Genomic DNA, 16876 nt, shown 5'->3' with positions numbered 1-16876 from the left:
GAGGTGAACGGATATGCTTCGGGAATTAGATATACGCAATTTTGCCATTATCGATGCCCTGACCGTCAGTTTTTCTGAAGGGCTGACTGTTTTGACAGGGGAAACCGGCGCCGGTAAATCCATCATCATTGATGCTGTCCATCTGCTAGCGGGTGGACGGGGAAGTCAAGAATTTATTCGGCATGGTGCTAAAAAGGCGGAAATCGAAGGCTTGTTTTCGTTGGAAGACGAACAGCATCCGGTATTTCGCAGACTAGAGGAATTCGGCATCACCCGGAGTGATGGCGATATTTTGCTGCGCAGAGAATTAAATGACAAAGGCAAAAACGTCTGCCGCATCAACGGCAAACTGGTTACTATTTCGATACTGCGGGAAGTCGGTGCATCATTGATCGATATTCATGGACAGCATGAAACGCAGGAATTGATGGATGAAAAACAACATCTTCATCTGCTGGATCAATTTGCCGGTAAAAGTTTGGCCAAGTCAAAAGAAAGTTACAGCCACACATTCGATAAATACACAAAGTTAAAAAGGGAATTTTCCTCTTATACGGAAAACGAGCAGCAAATTGCTCAGCGCATTGATTTGCTGACATTTCAGCTGCAGGAAATTGAAGCAGCCGAACTGGTTTTGGGTGAAGAAGAAGAACTTGTACTGGAACGCAAAAAACTGCAAAATTTCAACAAAATCTACGAATCCATTTCAGCAGCGCATGAAGCGATTCAAGGGGAAAGCAAAGGGTTGGATTGGATCGGTACAGCGATGTCTGAACTTGAAGATGCAGCAGCTGTGGATGAAACCTTCACTGGATCTTCTGAAACGCTGTCAGGCGCTTTTTACCTGATCCAAGATACAGGGACAGAGATCAAACGGATTTTGGATGATATGGAGTTCGATCCTGCCAGGTTGAACGACATTGAGCAGCGCTTAGCTGTCATTCAGTCCCTAAAAAGAAAATATGGTGCTTCCGTAGAAGACATTTTGCTGTATCATGAAAAGCAGACAGATGAATTGGATAAATTGGTCAACCGTGACCAACGTTATCAGCTGGATCAGGAAAAATTAAAGGAATTAACCGAAGATTTGCGTGTCGAAGCGGAAGAATTGACGATTCTGCGCAGAAAAGCAGCGAAAAGTTTAGGCAAGGCCATTATGGAGCAATTAAAAGAATTGCATATGGCCAAAGCTTCGTTTGAAGTGAATTTCTCTGTATTGCCGAATGGAAGATTTGACCGAAATGGGCATGACGCGATATCCTTTTACATATCGACAAATCTTGGAGAGCCGTTGAAGCCGCTGACAAAAGTAGCTTCAGGCGGTGAATTGTCGCGTATGATGCTGGCGCTGAAAACCATTTTTTCCAAGCATCAAGGCATTACTTCCATTATTTTTGATGAAGTGGATACAGGTGTCAGCGGACGGGTGGCACAGGCGATTGCCGAGAAAATTGCGGCTATTTCAGTTCATTCCCAGGTCCTATGCATTTCGCATTTGCCTCAAGTAGCGGCAATGGCTGACCAGCACCTATTCATTGAAAAAAGAGTGGATAAACAGCGGACAACCACTGCAGTTACTGAGTTGGATGGACGTGAACGTACAGAAGAGATGAGCCGTATGCTGTCAGGAGCTGAAATAACAGATCTGACACTACAACATGCGGAAGAGTTGCTGTCGCTCGCAGCGGATCGCAAATTATTGATGAAATAAGCTGATAGGGCAGTTGGGGGAAGTGAGTTGCTTCCACTGCCGGAGGGCTGCACCGGAATCTACCAGAGTCAGTCACCAAGGAGAGAGTCGAATGGACAAAATAAAAATCGCAATTGCAGATGATAATCGCGAATTGGTCGGACTGATGAAAGATTATTTAAATGCACAACCTAATATGGAAGTGGTGGATGTTGCTTATAACGGCAAAACCTGCATCGAGATGCTTCAGAACCAGACAGTGGATATTTTATTGCTGGACATCATTATGCCTTATCTGGACGGTATTGCTGTACTGGATGCAATCAAGGAGAATGGTGATTTGAGCGGGATAGATGTCATTATGCTGTCTGCTTTTGGACAGGAATCGATCATGAGCCAGGCTGCTGAGTACGGAGCATCCTATTTTATCATGAAGCCTTTCGAGGCTGACCGTCTGGCAGTGCAAATCAATCACATAATGAATTCCCGGACCGGTATGTCAGGACAGCCAGCTAACAAGCTGACAAAAGAAGACCGGATCACGAATATGGTCAAAGATATCGGCATCCCCCCTCATTTGAAAGGCTATAATTACTTGAAGGAGGCGGTTTCCTTAGTATTGGAGCAGCCGGAAATCCTCAATAAAGTCACTAAAGTCTTGTATCCGGGAATTGCCTCTAAATTCGATACGACATCGACGCGTGTCGAAAGGTCAATTCGCCATGCCATAGAACAGGTGTGGAATCGCCATGAAACTGTTGATCATATTTCTAAGATTTTCGGTTACAGCGTAGCTCATTTAGAATCAAAACCGACCAATTCCGAATTTATCGCAATGCTGGCCGATAGCCTGCGGCTGGAAATGCGAAACGAAATGCCAAAATAAATAATAGAACTTTCTTGCCGCCGCAACAGCGTCAAGAAAGTTTTTTTTTTACTTTTTTAACAATGAATAAGAAAGTGTAGAGTTTATGCGCTTTTCGATGATCGAGTTAATTTTTATACAAGAATTTGTGTGTTTAAGAAAAGTGGAATAGAGGAAAAGGTTAAGACGCCGTTTTTCTAGACAGAAAAAAAGCATCCGGCTTAAACTGGTGATGCGAAAATCGGCAAATTCAGCAAAGTGAAAAGAGGCGAGCGCAATTGCAATTGATCAGGCAAATTGATGACTACTTTTTGGGTAATGGTGAAGGGACTGTCGTCGACCGGCTGTACTTTTACGGTGTCTATTGCGTAAGCATACTGATTGCGTTTTTTACTATGACGTCTTTGTAGCAAGTGCAAATATAAATATAAATCGATAGATAAATTGAAGATTCCCCCAACCAATGAGATCCCAGCTTATTGGTTTTTTTAATGGTTAAGAAAAACAAAATATGCACATAAAGTGAAAAATTCTCAATGCTGCAATTATAAAGTATTAAGACAGTATCCATAGATAAAGTGGTGTTTTAAGTTTACTATGTAGCATTTTACATAAGGAAAAATTTGAAAATATAAAACCGTAACAAGAAATTAATTATCAGCAGAAATTGAAAAACCGGCAAGGCTTTTAGTCTATGACGATAAATGTTAAAATAGGTGGGAAACTATTAAAAAGCGGCATTAAAGCCGTAGATTTCAGAAATGGAAGAGGATGATTTTATTGTCTGAAGTCAAAGTGTATGCACACCGAGGCGCTTCAGGATATGCATTGGAAAATACATGGACTGCTTTTTTAAAAGCATGTGAGTTTGGTGTCGGCATCGAGCTTGATGTACAGATTACCAAAGACGGAGTTGTCGTCGTTTATCACGATAACAATTTAAGGCGCTTAACTGGTGTCAATGCGAGCATTGAGACACTTGCGTATGAAGAGATAAAAGACCTGCGTGTAGGAAGGATATGGATGCGGAATTTCCAATCTCATCAAATGCCGCTTGCTTATGAAGTGTTTCAATGGGCGAAGAAAAAGAAAATCCCATTGAATGTTGAGTTGAAGGAATCTTTTGCAAAAAATCCAAAAGGACCACAAATTCTGGCTGCCATGCTTGAAGGCATGGATGATATCCATTTATCTTCTTTCAACTCGCAGCTATTGAAGGAAATGAAAAAATTAATGCCTTCAACGGAGATGGCTTGGATCATCAAAAAGAATGTTCAGGTTGCTCACATAAAAGAAATGGACTGGGTGGACAGTATTCACCTCCATAAGCGGATTCTTGATAAGTCCTTGTGGGCTGAAATTCAGAAGCTGAACAAAAAAGTTCGGTTATACGGCGTTCTTGGTTCCGAGTCGCTTATGAATCGACTGGATCCGCAAATGGTCGGAGTTATCACCAATTATCCAGACCGGGTCAAAAGAAAAATTGCGTCTCCCCTTATTATGGGGTAGACGCAATTTTTTTATTTCTGGAATCTTTTTGAGACGGTTCCTTTTTTACGGTCACGGTTTAACAGAAAACCTGCAAAAAAACCGATTCCCAGAACGACAAAAATGGTGCCAAGTGTAAATTGGAGCCAAAGAGCCGGGTAGGGCTCAATCAATTTATTGAACAAGGTATCACGCATTAATTTTATGCCATACGCCGCCATGATCCCAGGAATCAGCAAGATGATAAACGCTATTAGACGACCCATATTTCCACATCCTTCTGCATCTATTGTTTCCAATTCCATTAAAGTTGTCAAGAAAACCTTACTGAGGTACGCTTAAAACATTCTTGCAATTACTTGCAAAACCTCGATAGAAAGGTTGAATCAATTTGCAAACTGTATTGATTGTAGGTGGCGGCATTGGAGGTTCAGCTATTTTGAACACTCTTTTGGAAACGGATTATTTGGAAGTGCGCGGCGTTGTTGATTTAAATCCTGAAGCAAGCGCGATTTTAACCGCTAAATTTCATGGTATTCCAGTGGCGGAGCACTACAAGGACTTTAGTAATTCTGATATTGACATCATCTTTAATGTTACCGGAAACAACTCTCTTCATCAGGAACTTCAAGCATATTTCTTGGAAAAGACCGTTATTATTCCAGGAAGTTTAGCGAACGTATTGGTTCGTTTACTGGAAGAAAAAGAACATTTTATAAATCGTCTCAGCAAAGAAAGCCACAGAGAAAAAATCATATTTAATTCAATAGAAGAGGGCATGATCGGCATAGACAAAACGAGCCACATTACTTTTATCAATAAAAGTGCAGCAAGAATGCTGGAAGTAGCGGTGGAAGAAACGATTGGCAAGCATATTCACGAATTTATTACGTTGAGTGAATTGCCGAGAATCTATGAAACTGGCCGAGTTGAATTGAATAAGGAACTGCAGTTGAAAAACGGCTCGAAAATCGTTACTTCCCGTTTTCCAATGATTGACGACAACGGGGAAACCATAGGAGCATTTGCAGTCTTTAAAGACATTACGGAAGTCGTATCACTTGCTGAAGAGATTACGGACCTGAAAGAAATTCAAACAATGTTGGAAGCCATCATTCAATCGAGCGATGATGCTATTTCTGTTGTGGACGAAAAAGGCAATGGTTTGCTTGTTAATCCGGCGTATACCCGAATCACCGGTCTGCAAATGAAAGATGTCATTGGCCAGCCGGCTTCAGCCGATATATCTGAAGGGGAAAGCATGCACCTTAAAGCCTTACAGACCCGAAAACCGGTGCGCGGCGTCAATTTGAAGGTCGGGCCATCAAACCGGGAAGTCATTGTCAATGTCGCACCGATTATTGTCGACAATAAATTGAAAGGCAGTGTCGGTGTCATTCACGATACTACTGAAATTCGCTCCTTGATGAAAGAACTGGACCGTGCACGCAGCATTATCCGGACCTTGGAATCCAAGTATACGTTCGATGACATCATCGGCTTGTCTTCAGAGATGCAATTGTCACTTCAGCAAGCCAAACTGGCAGCTCAGACGCTGGTGACAGTGCTGCTTCGCGGAGAATCGGGAACCGGTAAAGAACTTTTTGCGCATGCCATCCACAGCGCCAGTGAACGCAAATACAATAAATTCGTACGTGTAAATTGTGCTGCGCTTTCAGAAGAACTGCTGGAAAGCGAACTGTTCGGTTATGAGGAAGGGGCAATCCCTGGCATCAAAACCGGAGAAAAACGGGGCCTGTTTGAAGAAGCGAATAACGGCAGTATTTTTCTTGATGAAATTGGCGAGCTGTCATCTGCGCTGCAAAGCAAATTATTGCGTGTGCTGCAGGAACACGAAACATTGCGGATCGGCGGCAGCAAACCCATTCCCGTTAACGTACGGGTGATCGCTTCGACAAATGCCAATATGGAAAAAGCTTTGCTGGACGGTAAATTTCGTGAAGATCTCTATTATCGTCTCAACCGGATGCCTATCTTAATTCCGCCTCTGCGCAATCGAAAACAAGACATTCCAAGAATTGTCGAGCGGCTGTTGTTGAAGTTGAATCAGGAATATGGGCGAAGCGTCGAATCCATCTCGGACAAGGCGCTGCAGTATTTGCGCGTCTACGATTGGCCAGGCAATGTCAGGGAGTTGGAGAATGTACTCAGCCGTTCCATGATTTTTATGCAAATGAATGACAAAATAATGACTGAGGAACATATTCCGTTAAATATGCTGCGGGTTGCCGAAGCAAAAAATGAAGTAATTATCCAATCTTCTGTCCCGTTGCAAGAACAGTTGGATACAGTTGAACGGGGAATCCTTCATCATGCGCTGAATCAATTTAACGGCAACAAATCAAAAACGGCAAAACAATTAGAAATTTCGTTGCGGACTTTATATTATAAACTAGAAAAATACGGATTGATGTAAGCGGTTTTTGCAATTTATTGCAGGGTTTTGCAGAAATTTGCAAAGTATTATGGGTAAAAATGCAAATAAAACGCTTTCATCCCTTATAAACGGCCAACCATTCTGTTTTAATTAAAAAGAATGAGGTGAGCAGCAATGGCCACATTAAACCATATAATTGAAAACGTTCCAAATGCTTTTGAGCATACAGTAGCAGTTGCAGCTGCAGCTGATTTGGCTGTTTTGGAAGCTGTCAGTATGGCCATCGACCGGAAAATGGCGAAATTTCGGCTATACGATGATGAGTCTGCAATGACCGCAATGATGCAAAAGCATTTTCCGCGGCTGCTCAATCATCCCCGCGTTCAGCTGTCCCACGTCAGCAATGTAGAGACAGCTGCAGAAGAAGCGGTGAAATCGGTATTCGGGAATGATTCAGATATTCTGATGAAAGGCCAGATTGCGACAGCTGTCCTGCTTAAAGCGGTATTGAATCCTGATTATGGTCTGCGGACCGGATTGGTCATGTCGCATGTTGCGGCTTTTGAAGTTGCTGGATTTGACCGGCTAATCTTTGTGACGGATGCGGGTATGAATATCAATCCAAACTTGTCTCAAAAAGTCCAAATCATTCAAAACGCTGTACAGATAGCGCATTCTGTGGGAGTGGAGATGCCGGTCGTAACGCCATTAGCGGGTGTGGAAGTTATTAATCCAAACATGCAGGCGACACTGGACGCTGCCGCGTTGACTGCTATGAACCAGCGTGGCCAAATCAAGGGCTGCATTGTGGACGGGCCATTCGCCCTCGACAATGCGATATCCATCAATGCAGCTAAACATAAAGGCATAGCTGGCGATAATGCCGGTAAAGCTGATATTCTGCTTGTTCCAACCATTGAGTCTGGCAATATCTTGTATAAATCACTGGTCTTTTTTTCGAATGCGAAAGTCGGCAGTATCGTGGCAGGTGCAAAAGCACCCATCGTTTTGTCTTCACGTGCTGACAGCGCCGAAAGTAAATTGTACTCATTGGCCTTGGCCATTTGTTCATCATCAACTTTAGGGACATCTATTAGGAGGAATTGACAATGGAAATTTTCAAGAGAATGGAACAGCACGACTACGAACAATTAATTTTTTGCCAAGATAAAAACTCAGGGCTTAAAGCCATCATCTGCATCCATGACACAACGCTCGGACCGGCACTTGGCGGAACGCGCATGTGGAATTATGCAACAGAAGAAGAAGCGATCGAAGACGCAATCCGCCTTGGACGCGGAATGACATATAAAAATGCTGCAGCCGGACTTAATCTTGGCGGCGGAAAAACAGTTATTATCGGCGATCCGCTAAAAGACAAAAACGAAGAAATGTTCCGTGCATTCGGACGCTTTATACAAGGCTTAAATGGGCGCTATATAACTGCTGAAGACGTTGGGACGACTGTTGCGGACATGGACTTGATCCATGAAGAAACAGACTTTGTTACAGGGATTTCTCCAGCATTCGGTTCTTCAGGCAATCCGTCACCGGTTACTGCATACGGAGCCTATATCGGCATGAAAGCTGCTGCAATGGAAGCATTCGGCGACGATTCATTGGAAGGCAAAACTGTAGCAGTTCAAGGCGTCGGAAATGTAGCTTACCCGCTTTGCGAATATCTTCATAAAGAAGGCGCAAAATTAATCGTGACCGATATTAATCAAGAAGCTGTGCAGCGTGCAGTGGAAGCATTTGGCGCAACAGCAGTTGCACCAAACGATATTTACTCGCAAGAAGCGGATATTTTCGCTCCGTGTGCAATGGGCGCTATCATCAATGATGACACGATCCCACAGTTAAAAGTAAAAGTAGTTGCGGGATCTGCCAACAACCAATTGAAAGAACAACGCCACGGAGATGAGCTTGAAGCACGCGGAATTGTTTATGCACCAGATTTCGTTATCAACTCAGGCGGGGTAATCAATGTTGCAGATGAATTGTACGGCTACAACAACGAGCGTGCGATGAAGCGTGTAGAAACCATCTATGACAGCATTACGAAAATCTTTGCTATCTCAAAACGTGATAACGTTCCAAGTTATATTGCTGCAGATCGTATGGCTGAAGAACGTATTGAGCGCGTTCGCAATTCTAGAACCCAATTCCTAAGAAATGAACACAATATTTTAAGCAGAAGATAAAGGGAGCCTTTGATCAGTGAAAGTTCGATGCCTTTATTGACCGTCAGCAGCATGGAAGAAAAATTCAATTGAAAATTTTTGTCTTCATACTGCTTCGGCCGCTTTGGGCATAGCTCCCGTAAGAAGCCAGGTCAAGTAAACCTGGCTTCTTCTTTCGTTTTACGGATGGATGCCTTATTGAGATGTGGATTAAACAAAAGAACTGAATTTTACTTGCTACAGCGTTTAATAACATACCGATTATCGACAATTGCGGAAAATAGGTTCACTATATAATAGAAATGGGGGATCGGAGTGCAAAAACAGCTGAATCGAATTCTAGTCATTAACCCTGCCCCCAGCTCGACTAAAATCGGTGTTTTTGACAACGATATTCTGATTATGGAGAAGACCATAGGCCATACAGCAGAAGATATTGGGAAATTTCCAAGCATCGCGGAACAGCATTTTTTCAGAAAAGGCGCTATTTTAGAAGCTCTGGATGAAGAGGGAATGAATGTTTCTAATTTGGCAGCAGTTTGTGGAAGGGGCGGCTTGCTCCGTCCCATTCAAGGCGGAACTTATGCAGTTAATGATGGGATGATGAACGATCTACGGCAAGGGTATTCTGGACAGCATGCTTCCAACTTAGGAGGCATTATTGCCTTTGAAATTGCAGACGGTTTAAATATTCCGGCATTTATCGTCGATCCGGTAGTTGTGGATGAGCTGGAGCCGATTGCACGTATATCGGGATTCTCGTCAATTGAACGAAAATCCATATTCCATGCTCTCAACCACAAAGCAGTTGCCCGCCGTTATGCACAAAAAATTGGCCGGTCCTATGAAGAGGTCCGATTAATCATCGCTCATATGGGACGCGGCATCACAGTAGGTGTTCATCAAGGCGGCCGTGTCATCGATGTCAACAACGGTTTGCATGGTGATGGACCATTCAGTCCTGAACGGGCTGGAACAGTACCGGCAGGTGATTTAGTGGAATTATGCTATTCCGGACAATTCAGCCATCAAGAAATTTTGAAGAGATTAGTAGGAAAAGGCGGGCTGTTTGCCTATCTGGGGACCAATGATGTAGTCAAAGTAGAAAAGCGGATTTCAAAAGGCGACGAAAAAGCTGAATTGATTTATCAGGCAATGGCTTATCAAGTTGCCCGCGAAATCGGAGCTGCCAGTGCGGTCTTAAAGGGGCAGGTAGATGCCATTATCCTGACCGGCGGCCTTGCTTACGGAGAAAGTTTTGTTGAAGCGATAACTGAGCGGGTTGGCTGGATTGCCGATGTTGAAATCCAGCCCGGTGAAAATGAACTTCAAGCACTTGCTGAAGGTGCAGCAAGGGTATTGAACGGAGAAGAACGCGTAAAGATCTATCCGTATTAACTAGTGATAAACTTCAATCAGAGGAAATGATCGATATTCCTTCTGAGCATTGAAGAGATAGAGGAGGATAAATCCATGGCTCAAAATTATGATGTCGTCATTTTAGGCGGCGGAACAGGCGGTTATGTAGCTGCGATTCGCTCTGCACAACTCGGTTTAAAAACAGCAATCGTCGAAAAAGGCGAATTGGGTGGTACTTGCTTACATAGAGGCTGTATTCCAAGCAAAGCTTTGCTTCGCAGTGCGGAGGTTTATTCAACCACCAAAAATCACGCAGCGGATTTCGGGGTTCAAACAGGTGAGGTAACTTTGGATTTTGCACGTGTCCAGCAGCGCAAACAAGGGATAGTTGATCAATTGCATGCGGGTGTGCAAGGATTGATGAAAAAAGGCAAGATTGATGTCTATGAAGGCATCGGCCGAATCCTTGGACCATCTATTTTCTCACCCAACGCCGGAACCATTTCTGTTGAAATGAAGAATGGCGAAGAAAACGAGATGCTTATCCCGAATAATGTCATTATCGCTACCGGATCTCGTCCACGCACATTGCCGGGATTGACCGTTGATGGCGAATTTGTCATGACCTCGGATGAAGCGCTGAAAATGGAAAGCCTGCCGCAATCCATTCTTATTGTCGGTGGAGGAGTAATAGGAATCGAATGGGCATCTATGCTTAATGATTTCGGTGTTGATGTGACCGTCATTGAATATGCAGACCGAATCATCCCTACAGAAGATAAAGATATCTCCAAGGAAATGTTGAAGCTATTGAAGAAAAAAGGCATCAAGTTTGCGACAAGTGCCAAAGTGTTAGCGGATACATTGGAAACAGGAGAAAACGGCGTAACAATCAAAGCAGAGATCAATGGCAAAAACGAAAGTTTTTCTGCTGAAAAAATGCTGGTATCTGTTGGACGTCAAGCAAATATTGAGAACATTGGCATTGAAAATACGGACATCATCGTCGAAAAAGGCTTTATTCAAGTTAAAAAATCTTTCCAGACAAAAGAATCTCATATATATGCAATCGGTGATGTAATCGGCGGGCTGCAATTGGCGCATGTCGCTTCTCATGAAGGCATCACGGCCATTGAGCACATCAAAGGAAACAACCCGCATGCCATCGATTACGATTTAGTGTCACGCTGCATCTATTCCAATCCGGAAGCGGCTAGCGTCGGCATCACTGAAGATCAGGCAAAAGAAAAAGGACACGATGTCAAAGTCGGGAAATTTTCTTTTAAAGCCATCGGTAAGGCGCTTGTATACGGTGAATCGGATGGGTTTGTCAAAATTATCGCAGATAAAGATACAAACGACATACTTGGCGTCCATATGATCGGTCCGCATGTTACAGACATGATCTCGGAAGCTGGTCTGGCAATGGTCTTAGACGCAACTCCATGGGAAATTGCCGAAACGATCCACCCGCATCCGACGCTCTCAGAAGTAATGGGCGAAGCGGCATTGGCAGTTGACGGCAAAGCAATTCATAGTTAAAGGAGGAAAAACAATGGCTTCTAAACATGAAGAAATCGGTTTAACAAATGATGATTTACTGAAAATGTACGAAACGATGTTGATGGCTCGCCGTGTGGATGAACGCATGTGGCTTTTAAACCGCGCAGGGAAAATCCCCTTCGTGATTTCATGTCAGGGGCAGGAGGCAGCACAGGTTGGCGCAGCCTTCGCTCTTGACAATACACAAGATTATATTGCTCCTTACTACCGCGATATCGGGGTGGTCCTGCATTTTGGAATGACGCCAAAAGATTTGATGCTTTCAGCTTTTGCTAAAGCGGAAGATCCAAACTCCGGAGGACGCCAGATGCCGGGTCACTTTGGGCAGAAGAGCAATCGCATACTGACCGGATCATCACCGGTTACGACGCAATTGCCGCACGCAGTCGGCGTTGCATTAGCAGGGAAAATGAAGAAAAAAGATTTTATTACGTTTACAACTCTTGGTGAAGGTTCATCCAACCAAGGAGACTTCCATGAAGGCATGAACTTTGCCGGCGTCCACAAATTGCCGGTAGTAATCATGGTCGAAAACAATAAATACGCGATTTCGGTGCCGGTAGAACGCCAACTTGCCAGCAAAAACGTTTCAGACCGTGCGATTGGCTACGGTATGCCGGGTGTGACGATTGACGGCAACGATCCAATCGAAGTTTATAAGCATGTTAAAGAGGCAGCAGACCGTGCACGCCGCGGCGAAGGTCCAAGCTTGATCGAAACTGTTTCTGAACGGATGACAGCCCACTCTTCGGATGATGATCACCGCCAATATCGCTCAGCAGATGAATTAGCTGCGCAGAAATCGACGGATCCGATCCTGACATTCGGCGCTTACCTGAAAGAGCATGGCATTATGAATGACGAAATTGAGAAAGATATCAATGACCGCATTATGGTGACGGTCAATGAAGCGACTGACTATGCAGAAAATGCACCGTATGCAGAACCAGAGCATGCGATGAAATATGTCTACGCCGAAGAAGGAGGAGACGAATAATGGCCATTATGTCTTATATTGATGCCATCACGCTGGCCATGAAAGAAGAAATGGAGCGTGACGAAAACGTCTTTGTACTCGGAGAAGATGTCGGTAAAAAAGGCGGTGTCTTCAAAGCGACACAGGGTCTCTATGATCAATTCGGCGAAGACCGCGTCTTGGATACGCCTCTTGCGGAATCTGCGATTGCGGGAGTTGGAATTGGTGCGGCAATGTATGGATTGCGGCCGATTGCAGAAATGCAATTTGCTGACTTTATCATGCCGGCGGTTAACCAAATTATTTCTGAAGCATCGCGGATTCGTTACCGTTCTAATAACGACTGGACATGCCCAATCGTTTTCCGCGCCCCTTTTGGCGGCGGCGTACACGGTGCTCTTTATCATTCCCAGTCAGTGGAAGCGATCTTTGCGAACCAGCCTGGCTTGAAAATCGTCATCCCCTCTACACCGTATGACGCAAAAGGACTGTTAAAAGCCGCAATCCGCGACGAAGATCCCGTCATGTTTTTTGAACACAAACGTGCTTATCGCCTGATTAAAGGCGAAGTACCGGAAGAAGACTACACGATTGAAATCGGCAAAGCGGACGTCAAACGCGAAGGTGAAGACATCACCGTCATTACTTATGGCTTAGCGGTTCACTTTGCACTGCAAGCAGCAGAACGCCTGGCGGAAGATGGAATCTCTGCGCACGTTTTAGATTTGCGGACGATTTATCCGTTGGACAAAGAAGGCATCATCGAAGCCGCTAAGAAAACCGGCAAAGTGCTGCTGGTTACAGAAGACAATAAAGAAGGAAGCATTATTGGAGAAGTAGCTGCGATCATCGCCGAAAACTGCCTATTCGATTTGGATGCTCCGATTAAACGTCTTGCTGGACCGGATATCCCGGCAATGGCTTATGCACCGACCATGGAGAAATTCTTCATGATCAACCCGGATAAAGTTGAAAAAGCAATGAGAGAACTAGCAGAGTTTTAAAACGAAAAGCGTAAGCGCCCATGTAGATTCGACGGGCATAAGGCACGCTGGCGAAGCGGCATGTTTCCGCCGCACAGCCAGCGTGGCTTATGACCCGAGGAGCTGGCCGTTGGAGCTGGACAAAAAGAAAAGCGGAAGTGCCCGTGCAACTCTGGCGAATCTACTCTGCTCCCATAGAACGACTGGATACCATCAAGTAAAGGAGGAATTCCCTTGGCTATTGAAAACATTAAAATGCCTCAGCTGGGCGAAAGCGTAACAGAAGGAACCATTGAAAAATGGCTCGTCGCGCCAGGTGATCATGTGAATAAATACGACCCGCTTGCTGAAGTTAATACAGATAAAGTGACAGCGGAAGTCCCATCATCGTTTACCGGAACCATTAAGGAATTGATTGCATCAGAAGGTGAAACTTTAGCGGTAGGCGAAATTGTCTGTACCATTGAAACTGAAGGCGGCGACGCTGCACCTGTTGAGGAAGCAAAACCTGTGAGTGGAGAGAAAGCGGCCGAAATGCCAGCAGCAGGTGCAAAGCCGACTGAGAAGCTTGAAGGTACGCAAGGATCTGCTCAGACTGTAAAATCATCTGGTGCGAAAGGGCGCTACTCGCCGGCTGTTTTGCGCTTGGCTCAGGATAATGATATCGACTTGTCGCAAGTGGAAGGCTCCGGAAATGAAGGGCGCATCACACGCAAAGATTTGATGTCGCTGATTGACAGCGGCAATATCCCGAAAGCGGGAGATGCACCGAAAGTTCAAGCTCAGGAAGAGACTCCAAAGCAGGATGAGCCGGCTGCACAGCAAGTTTCGCAGGAAGCACCAAAAGCCGCAGCTGCGCCGATCGAAAGTGCACCAGGAGATATTGAAATTCCGGTCACGGGAGTCCGCAAAGCGATTGCTGCAAATATGCTGAAGAGCAAGCACGAAGCTCCGCATGCATGGATGATGATTGAAGTGGATGTCACCAACTTGGTTCAATACCGCGATTCCATCAAAGGTGAATTCAAGAAAAAAGAAGGTTTCAATATTACTTATTTTGCCTTCTTTGTGAAAGCAGTTTCCCAGGCTTTGAAGGAATTCCCGATGATGAATTCAATGTGGGCAGGTGATAAGATCATCCAGAAAAAGGACATCAATATTTCCATTGCCGTCGCTTCAGACAACGCCTTATTCGTTCCAGTTATTAAAAACTCGGACGAAAAATCAGTTAAAGGCATCGGCAAGGAAGTCAATGAACTGGCGCTGAAAGCACGTTCCGGAAAATTGAAATCTGCAGATATGCAAGGCGGAACGTTTACTGTAAATAACACAGGTTCGTTCGGGTCTGTCCAGTCGATGGGCATCATCAACCATCCGCAGGCTGCCATTATGCAAGTAGAGTCGATTGTCAAACGTCCAGTTATCATGGATAACGGCATGATTGCTGCACGTGATATGGTCAATTTATGCTTGTCGCTTGATCACCGTGTTCTTGACGGTCTGGTATGCGGCCAATTTTTGGCTCGCGTCAAAGAAATTCTAGAAAACATGTCAAAAGAAAATACGTCAGTTTATTAAGAAAAGCTGGAGTCTTCGGACTTCAAGCTTTTTTTTCTTTAATGTCGGCGTCTACTCGGGTAAAATAGAGGCAGATAGCCTTTGAGGAGGGAATAGTTTGACAATCGATTCGATGAAAAAAACAAAATTTCCAACGCGTACATACAGTGACTGGCAGCAAGCTGCTGAAAAAGCGATTAAAGGCAAGCCCTTCGAAGAAACGCTTAAAACACCAACAATTGAAGATGTGACACTTGAACCTTTATACACTAAAGATATGCTCGATCAACTGGGTGATTATGTGCCCGCACAAGTGGCTGCCATCCAGCACGGCAAGCATCAGCCAAGCTGGCTCGTTTCCCAGGAAGTGATGGCAGACTCAGCACAAGAGTATTTATCATTGATGAAAGACGATATTCTCCGTGGAAATGAAACCGTTGTCTATACAGGATTCCATAAATTTGACTGGACAAATGAACAGTTGATTGAATTAGCAGAAATGATTGTCCAGTACCCGATTTACTTTAAATTGACCGGCGATGACCAGAACATTCTCCGGGTCTTCGATTTTGTGGCTCCAGAGCACCTTCCTCAGGTGCAAGGCGTTATTTTCTCCGAGGAAACAGTTAAGGCACCAGATAATGTCCGTACCCAATTGGTTGATACCGTCCCCATTCATCATGCAGGAGGAACTGCAGTACACGAACTCGGAGTCGCGCTCAGCATCTTATCAGAGCGAATGGAAGATGCCGATTTTTCCAATACTGCTAAAAATACCTGGATCCGTTTTGCGATAGATACTCAGTTTTTCCAGGAGATCGCCAAGCTGCGTGCATTCCGTGTATTGTGGCAGGCTTTCAGTTCAGCATACGGACAAGAGGCACCAACGATTCCGATATTTACGGAAACCTCTGTCCGCTCGTATTCAAAGTTGGATCCTTACGTGAATTTATTGCGTGCTGGAAACTCTACGTTTGCAGCAGTACTTGGGGGAACGGATGCCCATACCGTCCATCCACATGATTTTTTGACTGCACCTGATCCTTCAAGCCGCCGTATTGCCCGCAATGTCCAATTGGTCATTAAAGAAGAAGCACATGTCTCCCATGTAATCGATCCCGCAGCAGGTTCTTATTTTATCGAAACATTGACGAAAGAATATGTAGAAGCTGCCTGGAATTACTTTTTGGAAATTGAAGAAGCTGGCGGCTATTCAGAAGTCATCAAATCCGGCTGGCTGACAGACGATATTCAGGCAAAGTGGATTGAACGGGAAAAAAATGTGGCAACGCGTAAACAGTCGCTAATTGGCACAAATATCTATGCCAATCCACAGGAACCGGTCAAGGATGCAAAAATCGACGACGGCCATCTAGAATACATGACCGCAAAACGCTTAGCGACGCCTTTTGAAAACCTACGGGCACAAAGCAAAGTAACAACATTAAAATCAGCAATCGTTCTGGTCGAACCACTGAAAAAAATTAAAGCTCAAATAGATTTTGTATCAGGATTTTTGGCGGTTGGCGGAATTGAACCATTGATCAGCACATATTTGGCTACGGCGGAAGAAATCAATCAATTCCTTGCCGATGAGAATATTGATTATGCGGTGCTTTGCGGATCTAAGGAAGCTGTTGCCGCTATCATTCCTCAATTGAAAGCCGACGCCTGTATTGACCTTGCTGGAAAATACCCGAAAGAACAATTGTCCGAATGGGCAGAATTCGGCATCCGTGATACCTTGTATTCCGGCAAACACATGACTGCGAAACTCGAGAAAATTCTTGCTCTAGGAAAGGAGGCGCTATAAG

The 16876-nt window shown here is 44.5% G+C and carries 14 protein-coding genes; 12 read left to right on the top strand and 2 right to left on the bottom strand.

The window, feature by feature from the left end; translation table 11 throughout:
* Positions 1-13: 13 nt before the first annotated feature.
* A complete protein-coding gene (recN, locus tag FQV26_RS10230; RefSeq protein ID WP_146557380.1) occupies positions 14-1711 on the top strand; it encodes a DNA repair protein RecN in 1698 nt (565 codons plus the stop codon).
* A 91-nt stretch (positions 1712-1802) separates the two neighbouring features.
* Complete coding sequence (spo0A, locus tag FQV26_RS10225) at positions 1803-2576, top strand: sporulation transcription factor Spo0A (RefSeq protein ID WP_146557379.1); 774 nt, start codon at positions 1803-1805, stop codon at positions 2574-2576.
* Positions 2577-2776: 200 nt separating this feature from the next.
* On the opposite strand, the gene FQV26_RS10220 is transcribed toward spo0A, so the two are convergent.
* A complete protein-coding gene (locus FQV26_RS10220) occupies positions 2777-3019 on the bottom strand; it encodes a hypothetical protein (RefSeq protein ID WP_146557378.1) in 243 nt (80 codons plus the stop codon).
* Positions 3020-3335: 316 nt separating this feature from the next.
* Between FQV26_RS10220 and FQV26_RS10215 the strand changes: the two genes are divergently transcribed.
* The gene (locus tag FQV26_RS10215) at positions 3336-4064 is read left to right on the top strand and encodes a glycerophosphodiester phosphodiesterase (protein WP_146557377.1); all 729 of its coding nucleotides are present in this window, start codon (positions 3336-3338) and stop codon (positions 4062-4064) included.
* Positions 4065-4075: 11 nt separating this feature from the next.
* On the opposite strand, the gene FQV26_RS10210 is transcribed toward FQV26_RS10215, so the two are convergent.
* On the bottom strand, positions 4076-4309 hold the full coding sequence (locus FQV26_RS10210) for a DUF2627 domain-containing protein (RefSeq protein ID WP_146557376.1): 234 nt from the start codon (positions 4307-4309) through the stop codon (positions 4076-4078).
* A 125-nt stretch (positions 4310-4434) separates the two neighbouring features.
* On the opposite strand from FQV26_RS10210, the gene FQV26_RS10205 reads away from it, so the two are divergent.
* From FQV26_RS10205 to FQV26_RS10165, 9 genes are all read left to right on the top strand, one after another.
* The gene (locus tag FQV26_RS10205; protein WP_146557375.1) at positions 4435-6480 is read left to right on the top strand and encodes a sigma 54-interacting transcriptional regulator; all 2046 of its coding nucleotides are present in this window, start codon (positions 4435-4437) and stop codon (positions 6478-6480) included.
* 135 nt (positions 6481-6615) lie between these two features.
* A complete protein-coding gene (yqiS, locus tag FQV26_RS10200) occupies positions 6616-7548 on the top strand; it encodes a phosphate butyryltransferase (RefSeq protein WP_146557374.1) in 933 nt (310 codons plus the stop codon).
* 2 nt (positions 7549-7550) lie between these two features.
* Entirely contained in the window at positions 7551-8645 is a 1095-nt protein-coding gene (locus tag FQV26_RS10195; protein WP_146557373.1) for a Leu/Phe/Val dehydrogenase, read from the top strand.
* A gap of 294 nt (positions 8646-8939) precedes the next feature.
* On the top strand, positions 8940-10022 hold the full coding sequence (buk, locus tag FQV26_RS10190; RefSeq protein WP_146557372.1) for a butyrate kinase: 1083 nt from the start codon (positions 8940-8942) through the stop codon (positions 10020-10022).
* A 75-nt stretch (positions 10023-10097) separates the two neighbouring features.
* Positions 10098-11525: a dihydrolipoyl dehydrogenase gene (gene lpdA, locus FQV26_RS10185; RefSeq protein ID WP_146557371.1), complete on the top strand. Its 1428-nt coding sequence runs from the start codon at positions 10098-10100 to the stop codon at positions 11523-11525.
* A 13-nt stretch (positions 11526-11538) separates the two neighbouring features.
* Entirely contained in the window at positions 11539-12543 is a 1005-nt protein-coding gene (locus tag FQV26_RS10180) for a thiamine pyrophosphate-dependent dehydrogenase E1 component subunit alpha (RefSeq protein ID WP_146557370.1), read from the top strand.
* Positions 12543-13526, top strand: coding sequence for an alpha-ketoacid dehydrogenase subunit beta (locus tag FQV26_RS10175; protein WP_146557369.1), 984 nt, complete (start codon positions 12543-12545; stop codon positions 13524-13526). The genes FQV26_RS10180 and FQV26_RS10175 overlap by 1 nt, the downstream gene beginning before the upstream one ends.
* 213 nt (positions 13527-13739) lie before the next feature.
* Positions 13740-15083 carry a dihydrolipoamide acetyltransferase family protein gene (locus FQV26_RS10170; protein ID WP_146557368.1) on the top strand — a complete coding sequence of 448 codons (1344 nt, stop codon included), beginning with the start codon at positions 13740-13742 and terminating at the stop codon, positions 15081-15083.
* Positions 15084-15180: 97 nt separating this feature from the next.
* Positions 15181-16875 carry a methylmalonyl-CoA mutase family protein gene (locus tag FQV26_RS10165; RefSeq protein WP_146557367.1) on the top strand — a complete coding sequence of 565 codons (1695 nt, stop codon included), beginning with the start codon at positions 15181-15183 and terminating at the stop codon, positions 16873-16875.
* Position 16876: the final 1 nt, after the last annotated feature.

The organism is Planococcus sp. CPCC 101016, assembly GCF_007859295.1.
GTDB lineage: Bacteria > Bacillota > Bacilli > Bacillales_A > Planococcaceae > Planococcus.
This window is presented reverse-complemented; position numbering and strand designations above follow the sequence as displayed.

Coding starts and splice junctions, on each gene's coding strand:
- recN (WP_146557380.1), top strand. CDS start 14: ATGCTTCGGGAATTAGATATACGCAATTTTGCCATTATCGATGCCCTG.
- spo0A (WP_146557379.1), top strand. CDS start 1,803: ATGGACAAAATAAAAATCGCAATTGCAGATGATAATCGCGAATTGGTC.
- FQV26_RS10210 (WP_146557376.1), bottom strand. CDS start 4,309: ATGGGTCGTCTAATAGCGTTTATCATCTTGCTGATTCCTGGGATCATG.
- yqiS (WP_146557374.1), top strand. CDS start 6,616: ATGGCCACATTAAACCATATAATTGAAAACGTTCCAAATGCTTTTGAG.
- FQV26_RS10195 (WP_146557373.1), top strand. CDS start 7,551: ATGGAAATTTTCAAGAGAATGGAACAGCACGACTACGAACAATTAATT.
- lpdA (WP_146557371.1), top strand. CDS start 10,098: ATGGCTCAAAATTATGATGTCGTCATTTTAGGCGGCGGAACAGGCGGT.
- FQV26_RS10180 (WP_146557370.1), top strand. CDS start 11,539: ATGGCTTCTAAACATGAAGAAATCGGTTTAACAAATGATGATTTACTG.
- FQV26_RS10175 (WP_146557369.1), top strand. CDS start 12,543: ATGGCCATTATGTCTTATATTGATGCCATCACGCTGGCCATGAAAGAA.